Origin of the sequence: Streptomyces sp. NPDC090088 (assembly GCF_044747345.1) — a bacterium.
Taxonomy (GTDB): Bacteria; Actinomycetota; Actinomycetes; order Streptomycetales; family Streptomycetaceae; genus Streptomyces.
Genome location: NZ_JBIVDZ010000009.1, coordinates 103,243 through 124,187 on the forward strand (window position 1 = coordinate 103,243; position 20,945 = coordinate 124,187).

At 72.5% G+C, this 20,945-nt stretch carries 19 protein-coding genes; 3 read left to right on the forward strand and 16 right to left on the reverse strand.

Going from position 1 to position 20,945, the window contains the following annotated elements:
* Positions 1 to 18 precede the first annotated feature (18 nt).
* The 8 genes from ACIPSJ_RS37315 to ACIPSJ_RS37350 form a co-directional block, all read right to left on the reverse strand.
* Positions 19 to 399: a DUF742 domain-containing protein gene (locus tag ACIPSJ_RS37315; protein ID WP_401352632.1), complete on the reverse strand. Its 381-nt coding sequence runs from the start codon at positions 397 to 399 to the stop codon at positions 19 to 21.
* A 7-nt stretch (positions 400 to 406) separates the two neighbouring features.
* The gene (locus tag ACIPSJ_RS37320; protein ID WP_401352634.1) at positions 407 to 850 is read right to left on the reverse strand and encodes a roadblock/LC7 domain-containing protein; all 444 of its coding nucleotides are present in this window, start codon (positions 848 to 850) and stop codon (positions 407 to 409) included.
* On the reverse strand, positions 840 to 3,137 hold the full coding sequence (locus tag ACIPSJ_RS37325; protein ID WP_401352636.1) for a nitrate- and nitrite sensing domain-containing protein: 2,298 nt from the start codon (positions 3,135 to 3,137) through the stop codon (positions 840 to 842). Before ACIPSJ_RS37325 ends, ACIPSJ_RS37320 begins: the two co-directional genes overlap by 11 nt.
* Positions 3,138 to 3,242: 105 nt before the next feature.
* Positions 3,243 to 4,694, reverse strand: coding sequence for an HAD-IA family hydrolase (locus ACIPSJ_RS37330; protein WP_401352638.1), 1,452 nt, complete (start codon positions 4,692 to 4,694; stop codon positions 3,243 to 3,245).
* 111 nt (positions 4,695 to 4,805) lie between these two features.
* Positions 4,806 to 5,882: an ABC transporter ATP-binding protein gene (locus tag ACIPSJ_RS37335; protein WP_401352640.1), complete on the reverse strand. Its 1,077-nt coding sequence runs from the start codon at positions 5,880 to 5,882 to the stop codon at positions 4,806 to 4,808.
* Between the two features lie 3 nt (positions 5,883 to 5,885).
* Positions 5,886 to 6,704, reverse strand: coding sequence for an ABC transporter permease subunit (locus ACIPSJ_RS37340; protein WP_359220326.1), 819 nt, complete (start codon positions 6,702 to 6,704; stop codon positions 5,886 to 5,888).
* Entirely contained in the window at positions 6,689 to 7,588 is a 900-nt protein-coding gene (locus ACIPSJ_RS37345) for an ABC transporter permease (RefSeq protein ID WP_401352643.1), read from the reverse strand. Before ACIPSJ_RS37345 ends, ACIPSJ_RS37340 begins: the two co-directional genes overlap by 16 nt.
* The gene (locus tag ACIPSJ_RS37350; protein ID WP_359220331.1) at positions 7,585 to 8,745 is read right to left on the reverse strand and encodes an extracellular solute-binding protein; all 1,161 of its coding nucleotides are present in this window, start codon (positions 8,743 to 8,745) and stop codon (positions 7,585 to 7,587) included. The genes ACIPSJ_RS37345 and ACIPSJ_RS37350 overlap by 4 nt, the downstream gene beginning before the upstream one ends.
* Before the next feature lie 236 nt (positions 8,746 to 8,981).
* Between ACIPSJ_RS37350 and ACIPSJ_RS37355 the strand changes: the two genes are divergently transcribed.
* Complete coding sequence (locus ACIPSJ_RS37355) at positions 8,982 to 9,722, forward strand: GntR family transcriptional regulator (RefSeq protein ID WP_359220334.1); 741 nt, start codon at positions 8,982 to 8,984, stop codon at positions 9,720 to 9,722.
* Between the two features lie 179 nt (positions 9,723 to 9,901).
* Here ACIPSJ_RS37355 and ACIPSJ_RS37360 read toward each other — a convergent pair whose 3' ends face one another.
* The 5 genes from ACIPSJ_RS37360 to ACIPSJ_RS37380 form a co-directional block, all read right to left on the reverse strand.
* Positions 9,902 to 10,354, reverse strand: a complete 453-nt coding sequence (locus tag ACIPSJ_RS37360; RefSeq protein ID WP_046726552.1) for an Lrp/AsnC family transcriptional regulator — start codon at positions 10,352 to 10,354, stop codon at positions 9,902 to 9,904.
* Between the two features lie 8 nt (positions 10,355 to 10,362).
* Positions 10,363 to 11,820, reverse strand: coding sequence for an amino acid permease (locus ACIPSJ_RS37365; protein WP_401352646.1), 1,458 nt, complete (start codon positions 11,818 to 11,820; stop codon positions 10,363 to 10,365).
* Between the two features lie 293 nt (positions 11,821 to 12,113).
* Positions 12,114 to 13,556: a GuaB1 family IMP dehydrogenase-related protein gene (locus ACIPSJ_RS37370; protein ID WP_401352648.1), complete on the reverse strand. Its 1,443-nt coding sequence runs from the start codon at positions 13,554 to 13,556 to the stop codon at positions 12,114 to 12,116.
* A 151-nt stretch (positions 13,557 to 13,707) separates the two neighbouring features.
* Positions 13,708 to 14,025, reverse strand: a complete 318-nt coding sequence (locus ACIPSJ_RS37375) for a barstar family protein (RefSeq protein WP_359220339.1) — start codon at positions 14,023 to 14,025, stop codon at positions 13,708 to 13,710.
* A 112-nt stretch (positions 14,026 to 14,137) separates the two neighbouring features.
* Complete coding sequence (locus ACIPSJ_RS37380) at positions 14,138 to 15,064, reverse strand: Dyp-type peroxidase (RefSeq protein WP_401352650.1); 927 nt, start codon at positions 15,062 to 15,064, stop codon at positions 14,138 to 14,140.
* Positions 15,065 to 15,361: 297 nt separating this feature from the next.
* On the opposite strand from ACIPSJ_RS37380, the gene ACIPSJ_RS37385 reads away from it, so the two are divergent.
* Complete coding sequence (locus ACIPSJ_RS37385) at positions 15,362 to 16,663, forward strand: MFS transporter (protein WP_401352652.1); 1,302 nt, start codon at positions 15,362 to 15,364, stop codon at positions 16,661 to 16,663.
* Positions 16,664 to 16,720: 57 nt separating this feature from the next.
* The gene (locus ACIPSJ_RS37390; protein WP_359220346.1) at positions 16,721 to 17,308 is read left to right on the forward strand and encodes a TetR/AcrR family transcriptional regulator; all 588 of its coding nucleotides are present in this window, start codon (positions 16,721 to 16,723) and stop codon (positions 17,306 to 17,308) included.
* 66 nt (positions 17,309 to 17,374) lie between these two features.
* Here ACIPSJ_RS37390 and ACIPSJ_RS37395 read toward each other — a convergent pair whose 3' ends face one another.
* From ACIPSJ_RS37395 to ACIPSJ_RS37405, 3 genes are all read right to left on the reverse strand, one after another.
* Complete coding sequence (locus tag ACIPSJ_RS37395; RefSeq protein WP_355720960.1) at positions 17,375 to 18,418, reverse strand: sugar-binding domain-containing protein; 1,044 nt, start codon at positions 18,416 to 18,418, stop codon at positions 17,375 to 17,377.
* A 78-nt stretch (positions 18,419 to 18,496) separates the two neighbouring features.
* A complete protein-coding gene (gene rpe / locus ACIPSJ_RS37400; protein WP_123978547.1) occupies positions 18,497 to 19,183 on the reverse strand; it encodes a ribulose-phosphate 3-epimerase in 687 nt (228 codons plus the stop codon).
* 260 nt (positions 19,184 to 19,443) lie between these two features.
* Entirely contained in the window at positions 19,444 to 20,862 is a 1,419-nt protein-coding gene (locus ACIPSJ_RS37405; protein WP_401352655.1) for an RsmB/NOP family class I SAM-dependent RNA methyltransferase, read from the reverse strand.
* Positions 20,863 to 20,945: the final 83 nt, after the last annotated feature.

A 20,945-nucleotide genomic window follows, 5' to 3' on the forward strand; every position in this document is an offset into this window, starting at 1 on the left:
GCGATTCGTTGCGCGGGGTCAGAGCTCCCGCAGCCGCTCCACGATCACCTTCAGCAGCTCGGGGTCGGCGGCGGGGCCCGCCGGTTCCAGCCGGCGGGGCTCGTCGATCCGGACCAGGCCGGCTTCGGCGAGATCGCCGAGCAGCACGCGGACGACGGTGAGCGGCAGGTCGGCGTCCGCGGCAAGCTCGACGACCGGGCGGGCCCCGCGCCGCACCAGGGCGAGCAGGGCGGCGCGGGCATGGTCGACGTCCGGCTGGGCCGCGTCCGCCTCCACCGCCGTGACCTGCGACATCAGGTCGATGGCATGCCGGCCGGAGGGCTCGGTACGGCCCCGGGTGACGGTGTAGGGGCGGACGAGCGAGCCGGTCTCGTCCTCGTACCAGTGCTCGTCGCTCACCGCGGTGTCAGGGGGCCGAGCGGACGGCCGCGTCCAGGTGGCGGCCGAGGCGGCGGACGAGCAGGGCCATCTCGTGGGCCAGCTGGCCGACGTCGGTGCGGACGTCGCTGAGGACGGCGAGCCGGCTGCCGTGCCCGGCCGGGGTGACGAAGAGGTAGGCGTCGTCGAGCATCACCATGGTCTGCCGCACCTCTCCGGCGCCGAACCGCTCCCCCGCCGACCGGGCCAGGCTGTGGAAGCCGGAGCACACGGCGGCGAGATGTTCGATGTCCCGGCGCCGCATGCCGTCGGTGTGGCTGAGCGGCAGTCCGTCGGCGGTGAGCAGCACGGCCTGCCGGACGTGGTCCGTCCGGGCGACGAGATCGTCGAGCAGCCAGCCGAGGCCGGTACCGGGCTGGACGCCGGGCGCTGACGCGTCGTCGGCGGGTTGGGGTCGGTCGTCACTGGTCATGGTCGGCGCGCGTCCTCTCCTCGGTGTGGTCCGGCTCCTCCGGTCCGGCCGGCAGTCCTCTGCGCCCCCGGTCCAGGCCGCGCTGGAAGGCCCCGAAGACCGCCCGCATCTCGTCGGCGTCCAGGTCGCGCGTCTCACCCGCGGCCCGCTCCGTGCGCAGCTCGGGGGCGAGGGAGGCCTGGCGGGTGCGGGTGGGCAGGGGCGGGGTCGCGCCGGGGGCGGGGTCCGCCGACGGACCCGGCGGGGGCCCGGCTCCCCGTCCGGCCTCGGCCGCGCCGTACGACGACGGTGCGCCACCCCCGTACGACGACCGTGCGCCGCCTCCGTACGACGACGGCGCGCCGACCGCCGGTCCGTCCCGTCGGCCGCTCTCCGGTTCGACGTCCGCGAGCACCGCCTCGGGCAGCAGCACCACGGCCGTCGTCCCCCCGTACGGGGAGTCCCGCAGGGTCACCTCGATGCCGTGCCGGGCAGCCAGGCGGCCGACGACGTAGAGGCCGAGGCGGTCGTGGCGGGTGGGGTCGAAGGCGTCGGGGGCGGTGAGCGTGCGGTGGGCCTCGGTGAGCTGCTCGGGGTCGAGGCCGAGGCCCCGGTCGTCGATCTCCAGGACGAAGCCCTGGCCCACCCGGGCCGTGCGCAGGGTGACCCGGGTGTGCGGCGGCGAGAACACCGTGGCGTTCTCCAGCAGCTCGGCGACCAGGTGCACGACGTCGGCGACGGCGTCCGCGGCCACGCCCACCTCGGGCATCGGCGGCACCACGACCCGGGTGTAGTCCTCGATCTCGCCGACCGCCGAGGACACCACGTCGGCGATCGGCACCGGCCGCCGCCAGCGCCGTCCGGGGGTGGCGCCGGAGAGGATGATCAGGCTCTCCGCGTGCCGGCGCATCCGGGTGGTCAGGTGGTCGATGTGGAACAGCTCGCCGAGGACGGCCGGGTCGTCGGTGCGCCGTTCCAGCGTGTCGACGAGTTTCAGCTGGCGGTGGACGAGGGCCTGGTTGCGGCGGGCGATGTTGAGGAGGACCGCGAACAGGCCCCGGCGCAGTGTGGCCTGCCGGACCGCGGCCTCGACGGCGGCCAGCCGGGCCCGGTTGAACGACCGGCCGACGTCGCCGATCTCGTCGTCCCCGGCCTCCCCGGCGGCCAGCGGCGGCGCCTCGGTGACCGCGTCCACGTCCTCGCCGGCGCTCAGCCGCTCCATCAGCGCGGGCAGTTGGCGGGCCGTCAGCACATCGGCCGCGTCCCGCAGGATCTCCAGCCGGCGTGAGATGCGCCGGGCCCCGCGCACCGCGAACCAGAGCGAGAGGCCCACGGCCGCCAGCCCGGCCACGCCGACGACGGCCGCCTTGGCCAGCTCCCGGTAGGCGAAGGCCCGGCCGCGCGCGGCGGAGTTCTCGGCGGACCGGGTGCACAGCAGCATGTACCGCTTGACGGCCCGGTCGGTGGTCGACCGCCAGGTGTCCGCGGCGACGGCCGCTCCGGCCCGGTCCGCGCCCGCCCGCAGCAGGGCGTCCTCGCCGCGCACCAGCGAGCGGTGCAGCTCGCCGCCCTGGAACGTCTCGAACAGCGTCCGGGAGTCCGACGGCAGGTCGGGGACGTAGGTCCGTTCGAAGACCCGGCGGTCCTCGATCGTCGCGGTGAGGGTGTCGTACTGCCGGTCGGTGAGCCGTCCGGCGGCCCGTGCCCCGGCGACCAGCGCGTCCTCGCGGGAGACGAACTCCCGTACCCGCACCAGCTCGACGACGACCTGCGACTCCCGGGCCAGCTGTCCGGCCTGGAGGGCGGTGAGGGTGGACTCGACGTCGAAGCCGGGCTCCACGAGGGCGCTGTAGTCGGCGACGGCGGTGTCCCAGGAGATCTTCCGGGACAGCACCCGCGCGCGCAGCCGTTCCAGTCCGCCGGTCGCGGTCACCATCGCGTCCAGGGACTGGCGCTGGCGGTCCGTCAGGCGGCCGCGGTCGCCGTCCCGGACCGCGTCGCGCATGGCGTCCACCGCCCGGTCGGTGCGCCGCTGCTGGGCGAGCAGGCCGGTGGCGGCCGACGTGTCGAGGCGGGCGCCCAGGTAGGCCGCCGACAGCCGCCGTTCGATCTGGATCTGTCCCACGGCGGTGTCGACGGGGGTGCCGAAGTCGTCGTACACCCCCTGGAGCCGGATCAGCGCGCGCAGTTCGGCGGTGACGGACACCATGGCGAAGCTCCACAGTGCCGTCAGCGCGACGGCCGGGGCGAGGGCGAGCGCCACGATCCGCGCGCGGACGGTGGTGGGTCGGCCTACTGGCCAGCGCATGGGTTACCTGCCGGTGTTACCAGTCAGTAAGGAGGGCTGGCACAACCTACGGGATCCCCATCGCGACCGCAATGGTTGCCCCAGGTAACCCCGAGTAACCCCGGATTACGGCTCGACGGCGAACGTGGTGACGACGGCCGCGTGGTCGGAGGGCCAGTCGTTGTCCGCCACCTCGGGCCAGGGCGCCGGGTCTCCGCTCACCCAGGTCCGGGAGTCGACCACGCGCAGCCCCCTGTGCAGCACGTAGTCGATACGGTCCTGCGGCTCGGTCCGCCCACTGCCGTCCTCGTGCACGGGGTGGATCGGCGACCAGGTGTGCCCGGGCGCGGCGGCCGGGTCGGGGTGCGCCTCCCGGTAGGAGTCCCGGAACCCGGCCTCCTCGGCGGCCCTGGTCACCGGCCACTCGACCGCCGCCCAGTCCAGATGGGACGGGCAGTTGAAGTCGCCCGTGAGGACCACGGGTACGTCGGTCGTCCCGATCCGGCGCAGGGTCTCCCGCATCTGTCCGAGCCGTACGTCCTCGTGGGCGATCAGCTCGTCCGCGCCGAGCCCGTCGAAGTGGAACTCGTAGGGCCCGTACGGCGTGTAATGCAGATGCGCCGTCCAGATCTCCACCTCGCGGCCCGGCCGGACGGCGATCCGTACCCCGGCGGCCCCGTAGAAACCGACGTCCGGGTCGCCGAGCCGGGCGGTGACCGGATACCGGCTGATGATCCCGAGGTTCTCCCCCGCCGTGTGGTGGTGCCAGCCGAGCGCCTCGGCGAGTTCCCGGGCGCTGGTCCCGGCGGTCTCCTGGAGGCCGACGACGTCCACGCCCGCGTCGAGGATCACCTTGACCTGCTTGGCGCGGTGGTCGTCGATCCGGCTGCCGCCGAGCCACAGGTTCCAGGACATGACCCGCAGTTCCGGCGCGACCATCCCGCTCAGCTCCCTCGGGGTGACCCCGACGAGGGTGTCCCGGACGGTCCGGCCGGGCGCGCCGCCTATCGGCGCGAGCGAGGGCACGGCGAGGACCGCGCAGCCGGCCGCCTCGGCGGAGGCGACCCCGGTCTCGGTGTCCTCGACGGCCACACAGGCCGCCGGGTCGACGCCGAGCGCACGGCAGGCGGCGAGGTACGGGTCGGGGGCGGGCTTCGTGCGGCCGGTGTCGTCGGCGGTGACCGAGACGGCGAACCGGCCGGCGCCGAGGGCGTCGAGCACGAGGGCGGCGACCGCGCGTGGGGACGCGGTGACCAGGGCGGTGGGGACGCCGGCCGCGGCGAGCGCGTCCAGCAGGTCGAGGGCGCCGGGGCGGGGCACGATTCCGGTGCGGACGCGGTCCGCGAACTCCCGGTGCAGCTCGGCCGCGAGGCCGGCGGCCGGCCGGTCCGTGGCGGCGGCGAGCCAGTCGGCGGTGTGCTCCACCGGGCGGCCCAGCACCTCCGGCTCGTCGGCCTCGGTGAGCGGCCGCCCGGCGACCTGTTCCACCGCCTCCCACCACAGTCGCTCGGTGTCGACGAGCGTTCCGTCCATGTCGAACAGGACGGCCTGGAGGGGGAGTCGGAGGTGGGGGGTCACGTTGTCGTCATTCCTCACTGCTGGGCTTCCGGACACTGTGTCGCCTGGGGGGCTGCCGGATGCTTCGGGACTTCTGGACGCGTACTTCTGCACGCGTTATTTCCGCACGCGCTACTTCTGGGCACGTTCCGCCACGAGCACCGGCCGCTCGGGCAGCGACACGCTCACGGCGGATCCGGCGCCCAGTTCGGCGGCGTCGTGGGCGGGCAGGTCGGCCTTGGCCTCGGTGCCGTCGGCGAGCCGTACGGTGACCCGGACGACCGCGCCCAGGAAGGCGGTGGCGACGACGGTGGCCGTACCGGACCCGTCCCCGCGCACCTGGACGGCCTCGGGCCGCACGAGCACGTCGACCTCGCTCGCGGCCGGCGCCTGTCCGTCGACCGGCAGCCGCTGCCCGAGCACCTCGACCGAGCCGTCCTGGACCGTTCCCGGGATCCGGCTCATCGTGCCGACGAACTCGGCGACGAACGCGGTGGCCGGACGGCCGTACAACTCGGCGGGTTCCGCGCACTGTTCGAGCCGCCCGGCGCGCATCACGGCGACCCGGTCGGCGATGGACAGCGCCTCCTCCTGATCGTGCGTCACGAACAGCGTGGTGATGCCGAGTTCCTGCTGGAGCCGGCGGATCTCCTCGCGGAGCGACAGCCGCACCTTGGCGTCGAGCGCCGACAGCGGCTCGTCGAGCAGCAGCACCCGGGGCCGCAGCGCCAGGGCACGGGCGAGCGCGATGCGCTGCTGCTGGCCGCCGGAGAGCTGGTGCGGGAACCGCTCCCCCTTGTCGCCGAGCCCGACCAGCTCCAGCAACTCGGCGGCCCGGGACCGGCGTTCGGCCGTACCCACCTTGCGCATGCGCAGCCCGAACGCCACGTTGTCGACGGCGTTCAGATGCGGGAAGAGGCTGTACGACTGGAAGACCATCCCGGCGTCGCGGCGGTGGGCCGGGACCCGGGTGACGTCCTCGCCGTCCACCAGCACGGCGCCGGAGTCGGGGTGTTCGAACCCGGCGAGCATGCGCAGGGCGGTGGTCTTGCCGCAGCCGGACGGGCCGAGCAGGGCCAGGAACTCCCCCGGCCGCACGGTCAGGTCGAGTCCGTCGAGGGCGACGGTGGCGCCGAACTCCCGCCGCAGGCCGCGGAATTCGACGGTGGCTGCCTTGGTGGACGCCTTCTCAAGCGTGCTGACACTCATGGTTCATCCCCGGGAGGAAGCGGTTCGGTCACGGCCGCCGGCACCGGCGAGCGCGAGGAGGAGGGCCCAGGTCACCAGGAGACTGAGCACGGAGACGGCTACGGACATCTGGGCCTGCGAGCCGCCGACGTTGTAGATCCACACGGCGAAGGGCTGGTAGCCCAGCAGCCGGGCGACGGTGAACTCACCGAGCACCAGGGCCAGGGTGAGGAAGGACGCGTTGAGCAGCGCGCCGCGCAGGTTGGGCAGGACGGCCCGGACCAGCGCCTGCGGCCACGAGGCCCCGCAGCTCCGCGCGGCCTCGACCAGGGTGCGCACGTCGATCGCGCGCAGCCCGGCGTCCAGCGCCCGGTAGACGAAGGGCAGCGCCATCACGACGTAGGCGAGGACCAGGACGACCGGGAAGGTCGGGTTCTGGACGGCGACGAACGTCTCGAACAGCGGGGTCTTCGACAGGTAGTCGGGGCCCCACTTGAGGACGGTCACGATGCCGGCGACGAACGCGATCGGCGGCACCACCAGCGGCAGCGAGCAGACGATCTCGACGACCGGACGCAGCCTGGGCGCGCTGAGCCGCAGGGCGACCACGGCCGGCACCATCAGCAGCAGCACGACGGCGATGGTGGCGACGGCCAGCTCAAGGGAGAGCAGCAGGCTGGAGACGAATCCGTCGGCGGAGACGATCTGGGTGTAGGCGTCGAAGGTGATGCCCTGGCCGGGCACGTCCACCGTGAACAGGACGGAGGCGCCCAGCGGGACCAGGAAGTAGAGGGCGGCCAGGCCGAGGACGGCCCAGCGCCAGGGGGTCAGGCGTCGAGCCATCGGGCGCTCCGTCGTTGCAGGGGCAGGTACACCGCCATCACCAGGCCGGCCACCAGCACCATGTCCAGGCTCAGGGCGAGGGCCACGTTCTCCTGGCCGACCAGGACGTTGCCGGAGAGGGCGTCGGCGATCTGCAGGGTGACCAGCGGGACCGCGCTGCCGACCATCGCGGCGGCGGTGGCATAGGCGGCGAAGGCGCTGCCGAAGAGCAGCACGAACCCGCCGAGCAGCGAGGGCGCGAGGACCGGCAGGGCCACGAACCGCCAGTACTGCACGCCGGTCGCGCCGTTGTTCCGCGCGGCCTCCCGCCACTGCACCCGCAGGCCGTCCAGGGCCGGGGTGATGGTGAGGACCATCAGCGGGATCAGGAAGTACAGGTAGACGAGGACCAGACCCCAGAAGCTGTAGAGGTCCCAGCCGTGGTCCGCGAGGTGCAGATGCACGGTCAGCACACCGGCGTTGCCGAGGGTCGCGACGAACGCGAACGCCAGCGGCACACCGCCGAAGTTGGCGAGCACACCGGAGGCGGTGAGCACGGCCTCGCGCAGCGCCCGGGAGCGCGAGCTGACCACGGCCTGCGCCAGCGGCAGCCCGAGGACGGCGGCGATGACGGCGGAGAGCGCGGACAGCTTCACACTGCCGACGAGGGCGGTGAGGTACGGCCCCTGCAGCGAGTCGCCGAGATTGCTCGCGGTGTACGAACTCGCGCCGCTGGTCGGGTCCTTGACCGTGAAGGCGCCGTTCAGCATGGCCACGGCCGGCAGTCCGAAGGCGACGGCTGTGAAGGCGAGCAGCGGGACGACGGCGAGCCAGCCGGGGACACGGCGCCGCCGCTTCTGGGAAGCGGCGGACGCCACGTCGGCCCGCGTGAGCGTGGCCGTCATCCGGAGACGGCCTTCGACCAACCGGACGACAGGACCGTCTTGGCCTTGTCCTGCTGGGCCTCGGTCGGGAAGGACGGGGTGCCGGTGACCGCGGGGAGCTTGGCGGCGGCGGTCTTGTCGAGCGTGCCTGCCTTCTCCATGGCGGGCATCAGGACCGGGCGGGCGTAGCCCTTGAGCCACAGGTTCTGGCCCTCGGTGCTGTACAGGTACTCCTGCCACAGGCGGGCGGCCGCCGGGTGCGGGGCGTCCTTGTTGATGGCCTGGGAGTAGTACTGCGAGAACTGGCCGTCGGCCGGGACCGTCACCTTCCAGTCCACGCCCTTGGACTTGAACTCGTCGGCGTAACCGGCGTTGAGGTAGTCCCAGTCGATGGAGATGGGCGTCTCGCCCTTCTCGACGGTGGCCGGGGTGGACTCGACGGGCGTGTAGTTGCCGTTCTTCTTCAGCTCGGCGAAGAAGTCCAGGCCGGGCTGGATGTCGTCGAAGGAGCCCTTGTTGGCGAGCGCCGCCGCGTACACGCCGCCGAAGGCCGAGCCGGACTTGGTCGGGTTGCCGTTGAGGGCGACCTGCCCCTTGTACTGCGGCTTCAGCAGGTCGGCGAAGGTCGTCGGGCAGGTCTTCACCCGCTTCGCGTCGCAGCCGATGGAGATGTAGCCGCCGTAGTCGTTGTACCACTGGGCCTTCGGGTCCTTCTGGCCCTCGGGGATGTCGTCGTAGGAGGTGACCTTGTACGGCGCGAGCAGCCCCTGCTGGGCGGCGCTGAGCGCGAACGAGGAACCGAGGTCCAGGACGTCCGGCGCCCGGTCCTGGCCCTTGCGCGAGGTCACGGCGTTGATCTCGTCCTGGCTGGAGCCGTCGGGGCTCTCGTCCTCGATCTTGATGCCGTACTTCGCCTTGAAGCCGTCGATGATGGCGCCGTAGTTCGCCCAGTCGCGGGGCACGGCGATGATGTGCAGCGTGCCCTCCTTCTTGGCGGCGGCGATCAGCTTGTCCATCCCGCCGAGGTCGGCGGCGGAGGTGGCGGTGGCGGCGCTCTTGCCACCGGACGTGGTGGACGACGCGTTGTCGGGAGCGGCGCCGCAGGCGCTCAGGGCGAGCGCGGCAACGGTGGCGAGGGAACCGCCGAGGAGGGCGGTTCTCGGCAGGGACACGGTCACGGTCTCTCCAGGGAGTACGCACGAGGGTGGGTGGCGCTAGGGGTGGCGCCGAGCGAACTTGTCTGAACAAGTTGGCCCTAGTACGCCCGCCGTGGGTTTCCCCTTCATGAACGGCGACGAAACTCCAGCCCCTGATTCCCTGCACAATCCAGGCCGGGTACGGGCTGACACGAATCACCTGGGAACGTCGATTAGGCTGGTCACGCTGTGCACAGCTGCCGACTCAGAGGGGAAGCATGACGGCGCGACACGAGGAGATCGCCGACGAGCTGCGGCAGGCCATCGACCGCGAGGAGTACACCGTCGGCAGTCGACTGCCCGCGGAGACGGAGCTCGCCGCGCAGTACGGCGTGTCCCGCGGCACGGTCCGCCAGGCCGTCGCCGCGCTCACCGCCGAGGGGCTGATCGGCTCCCGCCAGGGCGCCCGCCGGGTGGTGCTGGCCAGCCGCCGCAGCCAGAGCTTCGCGGAGCTGCGCAGTTTCGCCCAGTGGGCGAAGGCGATGGGCCGCGAGGCGACGGGCCACGTGGTGGCCCAGGAGTACCGGCCCGCCGCACAGGAGGACGCCGTCCGCCTCCAACTGGCCGCCGGTACGCCGGTGTTGCACGTCCTCCGGGTCCGCGGCCTGGACGGCGAGCCGGTGTTGCTGGAGCGCACGGTGTACGCGGACTGGATCTCGCCGGCGGTCGAGGCGATAGAGCCGGAATGCCCCTCGGTGACCCAACGGCTCTACGAGGACAAGGGGTTGGTCTTCGCCTACGGCGAGCACGTCATCGACGCGGTGGCCGCGGGGGCGCAGGACGCCGAGCTGCTGCGGGTGCGCCGGACGAGTCCGCTGCTGCGGGTGCGCCGGGTGACGACGACGCGCGAGGGCCGCCCGGTGGAGTGGTCGGACGACCGGTACCGGTCGGATGCGGTGAGCTTCAGTGTGCACAACTCCATCGACAGCAACGCGCTGTCGCGGAAGACCGCGGAGTAGGGGGTGGGGGCGCGGGTGAGGTGCCGGGTGCGGGTGGTGTGTGGTTGCTCGCGCAGTTCCCCGCGCCCCTAAAAGGCGACTCGGCTGGTCCCACCTGAGGGGCGCGGGGAACTGCGCGACCAGCCCCCACGCACCCGCACCCGGCACCGGACCCGCACCCCCAAGCCCCTACCCCGTTCTCACCCCGGCGCCCCCGAAGAGAACCGCCGCAGCAACGGCGACAGCACCAGGACCGACTTGGTCCGTTCCACGAAGGGCTCGCCGGCGATCCGCTCCAGCACCCGCTCGAAGTGACGCATGTCGGACGCGAAGACCTGCACGACCGCGTCGGCCTCACCGGTGACCGTCGACGCGGCCACCACCTCCTGGTACCGCTCCAGCCCCCGCTGGATCGTCTCCGGAGAGGTGTTGCGCCGGCAGTAGATCTCGACGAACCCCTCCGTCTCCCAGCCGAGGGCCGCCGGATCGACCCGCACGGTGAAACCCGTGATCGCTCCGGTGGCGCGGAGCCGGTCCACGCGCCGTTTGACGGCAGGCGCGGACAGGCCGACCAGTTGCCCGATGTCCGCGTAGGAGCGGCGGGCGTCCTCGGCGAGGGCGTGCACGATGCGTTCGTCGAGATCGTTCAGCAAGGGGTCGTTCAGCTCTCAGATGTTGCAAGACGGGACCGGCGATAGCCGTATACGAAGTAGAACACGAGCCCGGCCGCCATCCAGACACCGAAGACGACCCAGGTGACGGCCGAGAGGCTGCCCATCATCCAGACGCAGAAGCCGAGGCCCAGCGCGGGCAGCAGCGGGGACAGCGGGACGCGGAAGGTGCGGGGCATCTCGGGGCGGGTCCGGCGCAGCACGACCACGGCGATGTTCACCAGGCCGAAGGCGAACAGGGTGCCGATGCTGGTGGCGTCCGCCAGCTGGCCCAGCGGGATCGCGGCGGCCAGCACCCCGCAGAACACGGAGACGATCACGGTGTTGGCCCGGGGCGCGCCGGTCTTCGGGTGGATCCGGGCGAACACCTTCGGCACGAGTCCGTCCCGGGACATCGCGAAGAGGATGCGGGTCTGGCCGTAGAGCACGGTCAGCACGACGCTGGCGATGGCGACGACCGCGCAGGCGGCCAGCAGCGTCCCCCAGAAGCTCTGACCGGTCACGTCCCGCATGATCTGGGCGAGGGTGGCCTCGGAGCCGGCGAACGTCCGCCACGGCCGCGCGCCGACGGCGACGGCCGCGACGAGGACGTACAGCGCGGTCACGATGACCAGCGACAGCATGATGGCCCGGGGCAGGTCGCGCTGCGCGTCCTTCGCCTCCTCGCCGGCCGTGGAGGCGGCGTCGAAGCCGATGTACGAGAAGAAGAGCGTCGCCCCGGCCGCGCTGACCCCGGCCATGCCCAGCGGCATGAAGTGGGCGTAGTTGCCGGACCTGAAGCCCATGAAGCCGATGGCGCAGAACAGCACCAGCGCGGCGATCTTCACGCACACCATGACGGTGTTGGCGCGCGCCGACTCCTTGGCCCCGCCGAGCAGGAACACCATCGCGAGCAGGACGACGATCAGCGCGGGCAGGTTGAAGACGCCGCCGTCGCCGGGCGGGGCCGACAGTGCCTGCGGGATGGTGACGCCGATCGTGCCGTCGAGCAGTTCGTTGAGGTACTCGCCCCAGCCGACGGCGACCGCGGCCACCGAGACGCCGTACTCCAGGAGCAGGCACCAGCCGCAGACCCAGGCGATCAGCTCGCCCATGGTCGCGTACGCGTACGAGTACGAGGAGCCGGAGACCGGGATGGTGCCGGCCAGCTCGGCGTAGGAGAACGCGGAGAAGAGCGCGGTCAGCCCGGCGATCACGAAGGAGAGCGTGACGGCCGGGCCGGCCTTGGGGACGGCCTCGCCGAGCACCACGAAGATGCCGGTGCCGAGGGTGGCCCCGATGCTGATCATCGTCAGCTGCCAGAGCCCGAGCGAACGCCGAAGCGATCCGCCCTCGCCCTGCCCGCCCTCCGCGACCAGCCGTTCCACCGGTTTCCGGCGCATGAGCCGGGCACCGAGGGACGGGGGGACGTCGGTTCGTGGGGGTGCGCCTTGGCCTTGGTCGAGCACGCGCGGCTCCTTCGTCGCTGCGGGTGAGGGCGGCCGGAACCGGCGGCGCCCCTCCCGCAGGGCCCCACCGAGCGGGGTCCCGGCCACGCCACGTACAGCGCACGACCCTATGAGCCGACACTTCACGGACGTAATGCAGCAACCTTGCCCATATACGCAAGATCATTGCGTCCGCGGCAGCAACGCGAACTTTTGTTGCGCGCCGCTCATGACACGCCCCCTCAGGGGCGCGGGGAACTGCGCGACCGGCCACGGACGACCCGCACCCGAAATCGGCGCCCCCAGCGGAGCGTCTAGCTCCAGCTGGCGTGCAGCGGCTTGCCCTCGGCGTAGCCGGCCGCGCTCTGGATGCCCACGATCGCCTTGTCGGCGAACTCCTCCAGGGACCCGGCGCCCGCGTAGGTGCACGACGACCGCACGCCCGCGATGATCGAGTCGATCAGGTCCTCCACCCCCGGCCGGGCCGGGTCGAGGTACATCCGGGAGGTCGAGATGCCCTCCTCGAACAGCGCCTTGCGGGCCCGGTCGTAGGCCGACTCCTCGGACGTGCGGTTGCGCACCGCACGCGCGGAGGCCATGCCGAAGGACTCCTTGTACAGCTGCCCGTCGGCGTCCTGCTGGAGGTCGCCCGGCGACTCGTAGGTCCCCGCGAACCAGGACCCGATCATCACGTTGGACGCGCCGGCGGCGAGCGCCATCGCCACGTCGCGCGGGTGGCGGACACCGCCGTCGGCCCACACGTGCTTGCCGTACTTCCTCGCCTCGGCCGCGCACTCCAGGACCGCCGAGAACTGCGGCCGGCCGACGCCGGTCATCATGCGGGTGGTGCACATGGCGCCGGGGCCCACACCGACCTTGATGATGTCCGCGCCCGCGTCGACGAGGTCCTTGACGCCCTCGGCGGAGACGATGTTGCCGGCCACGATCGGCACCCGCGGGTCGAGGTCGCGGACCAGCTTGATCGCGTTGATCATCGACTCCTGGTGGCCGTGCGCGGTGTCGATGACGAGCGTGTCGACGCCCGCTTCGAGGAGCTGCTTGGCCTTGTCCACGAAGTCGCCGTTGATGCCGACGGCGGCGGCGATGCGCAGCCGGCCGTCGGCGTCGGTCGCCGGGGTGTACAGGGTGGCGCGCAGGGCGCCCTTGCGGGTGAGGATGCCGGCGAGCTTGCCGTCCCGGTCCACGGCCGGGGCGTAGCGGCGGTTGGCCCCGTCGAGCTTGTTGAACGCCTCGCGCGGGTCGATGTCCGCGTCGATCAGCAGCAGGTCACGGGACATGACCTCGGCGAGCTGGGTGAAGCGGTCGACACCGGAGAGGTCGCGGTCGGTGACGACACCGACCGGGCGGCCGTCCTCGTCGACGACGACACCGGCGTTGTGCGCGCGCTTGGGCAGCAGGGCCAGCGCGTCGGCGACGGTCTGGTGCGGGGCGAGCACGATGGGGGTGTCCAGCACCAGGTGGCGGCTCTTCACCCAGGTGATGACGTCGGTGACCACGTCGATCGGGATGTCCTGCGGGATCACGACGAGCCCGCCGCGCCGGGCCATCGTCTCGGCCATCCGCCGGCCCGCGATCGCGGTCATGTTGGCGACGACCAGCGGGATGGTGGTGCCCGTGCCGTCCGGCGAGCTGAGGTCCACCCCCTGACGCGAGCCGACCGCGGAGCGGCTCGGCACCATGAAGACGTCGTCGTACGTCAGGTCGTACGGGGGCTGGAGGTCATTGAGGAAACGCACGTGCCGCACATCCCAGTCGATCAGAGGTGACCCCCGGACCGGCCGGCCAAGGGGAAGAGCACGTACTTCATTGTCCCATGGGGGCCGGTATGTGATGCCCGGGACGAACGTCCAGGCAGGTCAGCGGTGCTTGGGAGGAACGTCCAAGCCGTCAGCCGAGAGCCAGGGCGACCGTCAGGGCCGGTTCCCCCGCGGCCGCCTGGCCGAAGACGTCCTGGGCGACCTGCCACTCGTCGGGCCGGGTCCGCGCGTACTCCTGCCAGCCGGTGACGACGACCAGGAGCCCGTGGTCCACGGCCTGCGGCGGCCAGACCGAGGGGTCGCGAAGGCTGTCGGCCAGGGCGTCCCAGTTGCGGCCGAACCAGTCGGGCAGGCGCAGCGCGGCGACGGCCCGGTCCATCAGGGCCGCCTTGTCGGTGACCCCGGCGAGATCGAGCGTGACCAGGTGGGGACTCGGATACGACGTCATCTCAGTACCGTCCGGGGGGAGTTGGGGGGCCGGTGGGACCGGTGGGACCGGTGTAGTAGATCCCACCGGCGGCCCGGGTGACAACGCGGCGATCACCCGCGCGGACACCCCGTCACCCGTTCTCGGCGGCCTCGGCGGCCTTGGGCGCCGGGGGCAGGTCGTCGAGGAAGTCCGCGGACGGCACGAAGAAGAGCGTGCCGGTGACCGCCGTGGAGAAGTCGAGGATCCGGTCGTGGGTGGCGTCCTGGGTGCCGAGGAACATGTTGCGCAGCATCTGCTCGATGACGTCCGGGGTACGGGCGTACCCGATGAAGTAGGTGCCGAACTCGCCGTGGCCGGGGCTGCCGAAGGGCATGTTGTCGCGCAGGATCTGCTGCTCCTCGCCGTCCGGTCCGGTGATCGTGTTCAGGTCCACATGGGAGGCCGGCTCCTCCAGTTCGATGTTGGCGAGCTTGGTACGGCCGATGATCCGCTCCTGCGTCTCGACCGGCAGCGCGTTCCAGCCATCCAGGTCGTGCAGGTACTTCTGGACGATCACATAGCTGCCGCCGGCGTGCGCGGGGTCCTCCTGGCCGATCAGGACGGCCCGGCGGGCGGCGGCGCCGACCGGGTTCTCGGTGCCGTCGACGAAGCCCAGCAGGTCGCGGGCGTCGAGGTACTTGAAGCCCTGTACCTCGTCCTCGACGGTCACCGCGTCGCGCAGCCGGTGCATGATCTCGGTGGCGAGCCCGAAGCAGAGGTCGAACCGGGTGGCCCGGATGTGGAGGAGGAGGTCGCCGGAGGTGGCGACCGCGCTGTGCCGGGGTCCCTCCAGGGGCCGGAACGGGTGCAGCCCGGCGGGGCGCGGGTGGTCGAACAGCCGGTCCCAGGCGTCGGAGCCGATGCCCGCGACACAGCTCAGGGCGGCGTCCGGCGCGCCGAACCCGAAGCTGCGCTGCAGCGCGCTCAGCTCGCCCAGCACGTCTCGTGCGGTCTCCTCGCCGCCGGGGCGGACGCTCACCACCAGGAAGATCGCGGCGGTCGTCAACGGCCTGAGCACGGACTGTGGTTCCGCTCCGGGCCCGGGCTGGGATCCAGTGGTCAACGCGTCCTCCCGATCGGTTCGGCGCTCGGCCTGTCGTCGTACCCATACTCGGGGTCGACGGCGTCCAGTCGAACACAACACGGGAGACGGCGCCGGGGTGCTCGAAAATTTTTCCCGCCGACGGAATAGACAGACCTGTCTATGGGGTTGACCAGGGCGAGCAGACAGACAGACCGGTCTACTCACTGAGGACCGGCCGGTACGGGCCTCAGAACCGACGCTCTTCGGCCCCGTCCCCGCGAAGGATCTCCGATGAACCACCTCGCACCGCACGAGCGAACCGCGCGCACCACGGCATCGCGCAAGCCGATCCCGCCCCGCGCGGCGTTCTATGTGCTCGCCTCCGTCGTCGTCTCCTTCCTCGCCGCCTCCAGCGCGCCCACCCCGCTGTACGCGACCTACCAGGCCGAGTGGGGCTTCACCCCGATCACCACCACCCTGGTCTTCGGCGTCTACGCGATCGCCGTCCTGTCCGGCCTGCTGGTCCTCGGCAAGCTCTCCGACCACGTCGGCCGCCGTCCCGTCCTGATCGCCGCGATCGCCGCGCAGGCCGCCGCGATGCTGGTGTTCGCCACCGCCGGGGGCGTCGGCGAACTGCTCGTCGCCCGCGTGGTGCAGGGCCTGTCCACGGGTGCCGCCCTCGGCGCGGTGGGCGCCGCGATGATGGACGTCAACCGCTCCCGCGGCACGCTGGCGAACGCCTTCGCCCCCGGTCTCGGCACCGCGACGGGCGCCCTGGTCAGCGGTTTCGTCGTGCAGTACCTGCCGGCCCCGACCCACACGATCTACCTCGCCCTGCTGGGCGTGTTCGTGGCCCAGGCGGTCGCCCTCGCCCTGATCGACGAGACCGTCACCAAGGCCCCGGGAGCCCTGGCCAGCCTGGTGCCCGAGATCAGGCTCCCGCGCTCGGTCCGCGGCGCCGTCCTCGCCGCCTCCCCCGTCATCTTCGCCGTCTGGGCGCTCGCCGGGTTCTACGGCTCCCTCGGCCCCGCCCTGGTCCGCACCCTGGTCGGCTCCACCTCCGCCGTCTACGGCGGCCTCGGCCTCTTCGTCCTCGCGTTCGTCGCCGCCGGCTCCGTGCTCGCCCTGCGCAAGGCCGCCGCGACGACCGTGATGTACACCGGCATCGGCGCGCTGGTCGCCGGGGTCGCCCTCACGCTGGTGGCCGTCGTGCAGAGCGCACCGGCGCTGTTCTTCGTCGGCACGGCCGTCGCCGGCTTCGGTTTCGGCAGCGGCTTCCAGGGCGGCATCCGTACCGTGCTGCCGCTGGCCGAGCCGCATGAGAGCTCCGGGGTGCTGTCCCTGCTGTTCGTCGTCGCCTACCTCGGCATGGGCGTCCCCTCCGTGGCCGCCGGCGCGCTGGTGGTGCACGGCGGCGGGCTGCTGCCGACCTCCGAGGAGTACGGCGCGGTGGTCATCGCCCTGGCCCTGCTGGCCCTCGCCGCCCTGCTGGTACGCGGCCGGCCGCAGAGCGCGCCCGGAGTGCTGGTGGCCTCCGGCGGCTCGCAGCCCGTCGCGGCCGCCCGGGCCGAGCACGCGGACGCGACGCGCTGACTGAGTAGACCGGTCTGGTCAGCCCTGGACTCAAGGAATGTCGAGAAGGTGAGTGGCATGACGAAGACGGTGAGTGCCAAGGCCCCCACGGCCCGGGAGCGGCTGCTCTCGGCGGCGAACGAGCTGTTCTACGCGGAGGGCGTGCAGACGGTCGGGATCGACCGGATCATCGAGCACGCCGGGGTCGCCAAGGCCTCCCTGTACAACACCTTCGGCGGCAAGGAACAGCTCATCCGCGCCTACCTCGACTCCCGGCACGCCCGGCTGACCGAGCGGCTGCTGCGCCGGGTCGACGCGGCCGGGACCCCGCGGGAGCGGCTCCTCGCGGTCTTCGACGCGCAGGCCGAGCTGTTCGCCCAGCAGAACTACCACGGGTGCGCCTTCGTGGCGGCCAGCGCCGAGGCCAAGCCCGGCAGCGCCGTCGAAGAGGCCTCCGACGCCTACCGCGCCTGGGTCCGCGCCCTGCTCACCGGCCTCGCCCGGGAGGCCGGCGCCCGGGATCCCGAGACCCTGGGCCGCCAACTCCACCTGCTGTACGACGGGGGCGGCCTCTCCGCCCGCATGGACCGCGACCCGTCGGCGGGCGCGGTCGCCCGGGAGGCGGCCGGCGTCCTGATCGACGCGGCGGTTTCGAGCGCACGCTGAGACTTCGCGGACGGGCGCCGCGGCAGCGTTGTCACCGGTGCCGCCGCGGCGCTACGCCGTTCCGCGTCAGGAACCGTCCGGGTCGGAGCGGTTCAGCGTCGACTTGGGCGTCGAACCCGCCGTCATCAGATAGTCGGCGGCCGAGGTGTCGGTGACGAGGCTGGTGACCAGCCCCGACCGCAGCACCGCGTCGATCGCGGCCGCCTTGCGCTGCCCGCCCGCGATCGCGACGACCTCGGGGATCCGGCGCAACTGGTCGGCCTTGACCGTGATGCAACGTTCCCCCAGGTCGCGCCCGACCCGGCGGCCCTCGGCGTCGAAGAGATGCGCGGCCATCTCGGCGGCGACACCGAGCGTGGCGTAGTGCGCCCGCTCCTCGTCGCTGAGCATGTCGTGCACCGTCGAGATACCGGGCTCCCAGGAGCCGATGGAGACACACGCGACCGTGACCTTGTCGAAGTACTCGAAGGCCCGGGCGATGCCGGTCTGGCTGCGCAGCGCGGCCGCGGTGGCAGCGTCCGGCAGCAGCATCGGCGCGTAGATGGGGTGCGCGTCCCCGCCCGACACCTGGGCGGCGCGCCGGACGGCCTCGACCGACCCGCGCTCGGAGGTCCCGGCGTCGTACACGCCCGTCAGCTGCACCACCGTGCACGGCGGCAGCCGGTCGAGCGCCGCCGCCATGTGGATCGTGGACCGGCCCCAGGCCAGACCGAGCACATCTCCCTCGTTGACCAGCTCGCCGAGCAGGTCCGCGGCGACCTCGCCGAGGTTCTCGGGGTCCGGGGTCTCCTCCGCCTCGGCCGGGGACTCGACCACGACGGCGTGCCGCAGGCCGTAGCGGGCGCGGAGCGCGTCCGAGCGCTCGGCGTCCAGTTCGGCCGGCACACGGATCTCGATGCGTACGAGATCCCTTTCGAGGGCAGTCTCCAGTACCCGGGCCACTTTGAAGCGGCTGACGCCGAACTCCTCAGCGATCTGGATCTTGGACTTGCCCTCGAGGTAGAAGCGGCGGGCCATGGCCGCCGCCTGCACCAGCTCAGCGGGTCCCATCCGCATGGCTGACCGGCCCGCCGACATACCCGACACGGCCATCTCCTCACTGCTGTTCACACTCTGGATACGCCGTTCATCCTTGCAGATCCGGCGCACTTGATCAGCCCTGATCGGAGCCGTTCACGTTCCCGTACCTCAGTGGTCGCACGCCCACGACGCCCGGGCGGTGGCCGACTCCGCCTGGGTGCGTAGTGCACGTACCGCCTCTGCCGGGTCGTTTGCCCCGTACACCGCCGATCCAGCCACGAAAACATCGGCCCCGGCCTCCGCGCAGCGCTCGATCGTCGACGCCGAAACGCCGCCGTCGACCTGAAGCCACAGCTCCAGTCCGTGCTTGCTGATCAGTTCCCGGGTGCGGCGGATCTTCGGCAGCATGATGTCGAGGAACGCCTGACCTCCGAAACCGGGCTCCACGGTCATGATGAGCAGCATGTCCAGCTCGGGGAGCAGGTCCTCGTACGGCTCGATGGGCGTCGCGGGCTTGAGCGCCATGGAGGCGCGGGCGCCCTTCGCCCGGATCTCGCGGGCGAGCCGCACCGGGGCGGCCGCCGCCTCCACGTGGAAGGTGACGGAGGAAGCCCCCGCTTCGACGTACTGGGGTGCCCACCGGTCGGGGGCCTCGATCATCAGGTGGCAGTCCAGCGGGATGTCCGTAGCACGGGCCAGGGATTCTACGACCGGCACGCCGAGCGTGAGGTTCGGGACGAAGTGGTTGTCCATGACGTCGACGTGGAGCCAGTCGGCGCCTTCGACCGCCTTCGCCTCGTCCGCGAGGCGGGCGAAGTCGGCGGACAGGATGCTGGGGTTGATCTGCGCGGCCATGCCCCAAGCGTGCCATGCCCTGGCGGGGTGGGCCGAGTGGGGTTCGGGGTGGGTGCGGACGAGTGTCGGCTGCGGGTGGGTGGGGGCTGGCCGCGCAGTTCCCCGCGCCCCTTGCGGGGCGCTGCAGCCGCGGTGCCCTTCCAGCTCACCCAGCTGCGGGCAGGCGTGCCGCACGGCGGCACGGGTGGGCGCTGGGGGTCCCCCCGGCCGAAGGCTGGGGGAAGCACCCTGCCGGCGCCGGTAAGCGTCCCCACCCCGCCTCAGCCGGTGCGACGGATCAGCGCGAGGTACATCGCGTCCGTGCCGTGCAGGTGCGGCCACAGCTGGACGTCCGGGCCCTCGCCCAGCTCCGGTACCCCCGGGAGCAGCGGACGCGCGTCCACCAGCTCCGTGTCCGGGCGCTGCTTCAGCACGTCCTGCACCACCGCCCGCGTCTCCGCCAGATGCGGGGAGCAGGTCGCGTACCCGACCACTCCGCCGACCCGCACCGAGTCGATCGCGGTGCGCAGCAGGGCGCGCTGGAGCGGGCCGAAGTTGTCGAGGTCCTCGGGGCGGCGCCGCCACCGTGCTTCGGGGCGGCGGCGGAGCGCGCCCAGCCCCGTGCAGGGGACGTCCATCAGGACCCGGTCGAAGGTGCCGGGCAGCCACGGCGGCCGGGTGCCGTCGGCGGCGATGACCTGGTAGGGCCCGGGGTTGCCGTGCAGTGCCTTCTCGACGAGCCCGGCCCGGTGCGGCTGCTTCTCGGAGGCGAGCAGTACGGCTCCGCGCTCCGCGGCGAGCGCGGCGAGCAGCGCGGCCTTGCCGCCGGGTCCGGCGCACCCGTCGAGCCACTTCGTGTCCGGCCCCTCGACCGGCGCGTTGGCGAGCGCGAGGGCGACCAGCTGGCTGCCCTCGTCCTGCACACCGGCCCGGCCCTCCTGCACGGCCGTGATCGCGCCGGGCTCCCCGCCCTCGGTGAGCCGCACCGCGTACGGCGACCAGCGCCCCGCGACGGCCGCCTCCTCGCCGAGCAGCTCCTCGGCGGTGGCCCGCCCAGGCCGGGCGACCAGGGTCACCTCGGGCCGCTCGTTGTCGGCGGCCAGCAGTTCCTCGATCCCCGCCCGTCCGCCACCCAACGAATCCCAGAGCGCGGAGACGACCCAGCGCGGATGCGAGTGCACGACGGCGAGATGGTCCTCGGGGTCCTGGTCGTAGGACGGCGCGACCTTGACGAGCCAGCCGTCGAGGTCGTCCTGTGCGACCTTGCGCAGCACGGCGTTGACGAACTTGGCCCGCCCGTCCCCCAGCACCACGCGGGCCAGTTCGACGGAGGCGGACACGGCGGCGTGGCTCGGGATCCGGGTCCCGAGCAGCTGGTGGGCGCCCAGGCTGAGCACGTCAAGGACCGGCGGGTCGACCTCGCGCAACGGCCGGTCGACACAGGCGGCGATGATCGCGTCGTAGGTGCCCTGCCGGCGCAGCGTCCCGTACACCAGCTCGGTCGCGAGCGCGGCGTCCCGCCCGTCGAAGTCGCCCTTCTCCCGCGCCTTGCGCAACAGGGGCGGCAGCACGAGGTTGGCGTACGCGTCCCGCTCGTCCACGGCGCGCAGCGCCTCGAAGGCGAGGATACGGACGGGGTCCTTCTGGGGACGACGGTAGGGCTTGGCGGGCCTGCGCGGCCGCCGGGACTGCTCGCTCACGAAAAAGGTGCTCCGGGTACGGGAATGAGGCGACTCCCAGCGTACGCCGCGCACACCGGAAAGCCGCTGCTGAGAAAGGGGAC

Coding starts and splice junctions, on each gene's coding strand:
- ACIPSJ_RS37385 (WP_401352652.1), top strand. CDS start 15,362: ATGAACCACCTCGCACCGCACGAGCGAACCGCGCGCACCACGGCATCG.
- ACIPSJ_RS37390 (WP_359220346.1), top strand. CDS start 16,721: ATGACGAAGACGGTGAGTGCCAAGGCCCCCACGGCCCGGGAGCGGCTG.
- ACIPSJ_RS37375 (WP_359220339.1), bottom strand. CDS start 14,025: ATGACGTCGTATCCGAGTCCCCACCTGGTCACGCTCGATCTCGCCGGG.
- ACIPSJ_RS37355 (WP_359220334.1), top strand. CDS start 8,982: ATGACGGCGCGACACGAGGAGATCGCCGACGAGCTGCGGCAGGCCATC.
- ACIPSJ_RS37340 (WP_359220326.1), bottom strand. CDS start 6,704: ATGGCTCGACGCCTGACCCCCTGGCGCTGGGCCGTCCTCGGCCTGGCC.
- rpe (WP_123978547.1), bottom strand. CDS start 19,183: ATGGCCGCGCAGATCAACCCCAGCATCCTGTCCGCCGACTTCGCCCGC.
- ACIPSJ_RS37335 (WP_401352640.1), bottom strand. CDS start 5,882: ATGAGTGTCAGCACGCTTGAGAAGGCGTCCACCAAGGCAGCCACCGTC.
- ACIPSJ_RS37325 (WP_401352636.1), bottom strand. CDS start 3,137: ATGCGCTGGCCAGTAGGCCGACCCACCACCGTCCGCGCGCGGATCGTG.
- ACIPSJ_RS37345 (WP_401352643.1), bottom strand. CDS start 7,588: ATGACGGCCACGCTCACGCGGGCCGACGTGGCGTCCGCCGCTTCCCAG.
- ACIPSJ_RS37320 (WP_401352634.1), bottom strand. CDS start 850: ATGACCAGTGACGACCGACCCCAACCCGCCGACGACGCGTCAGCGCCC.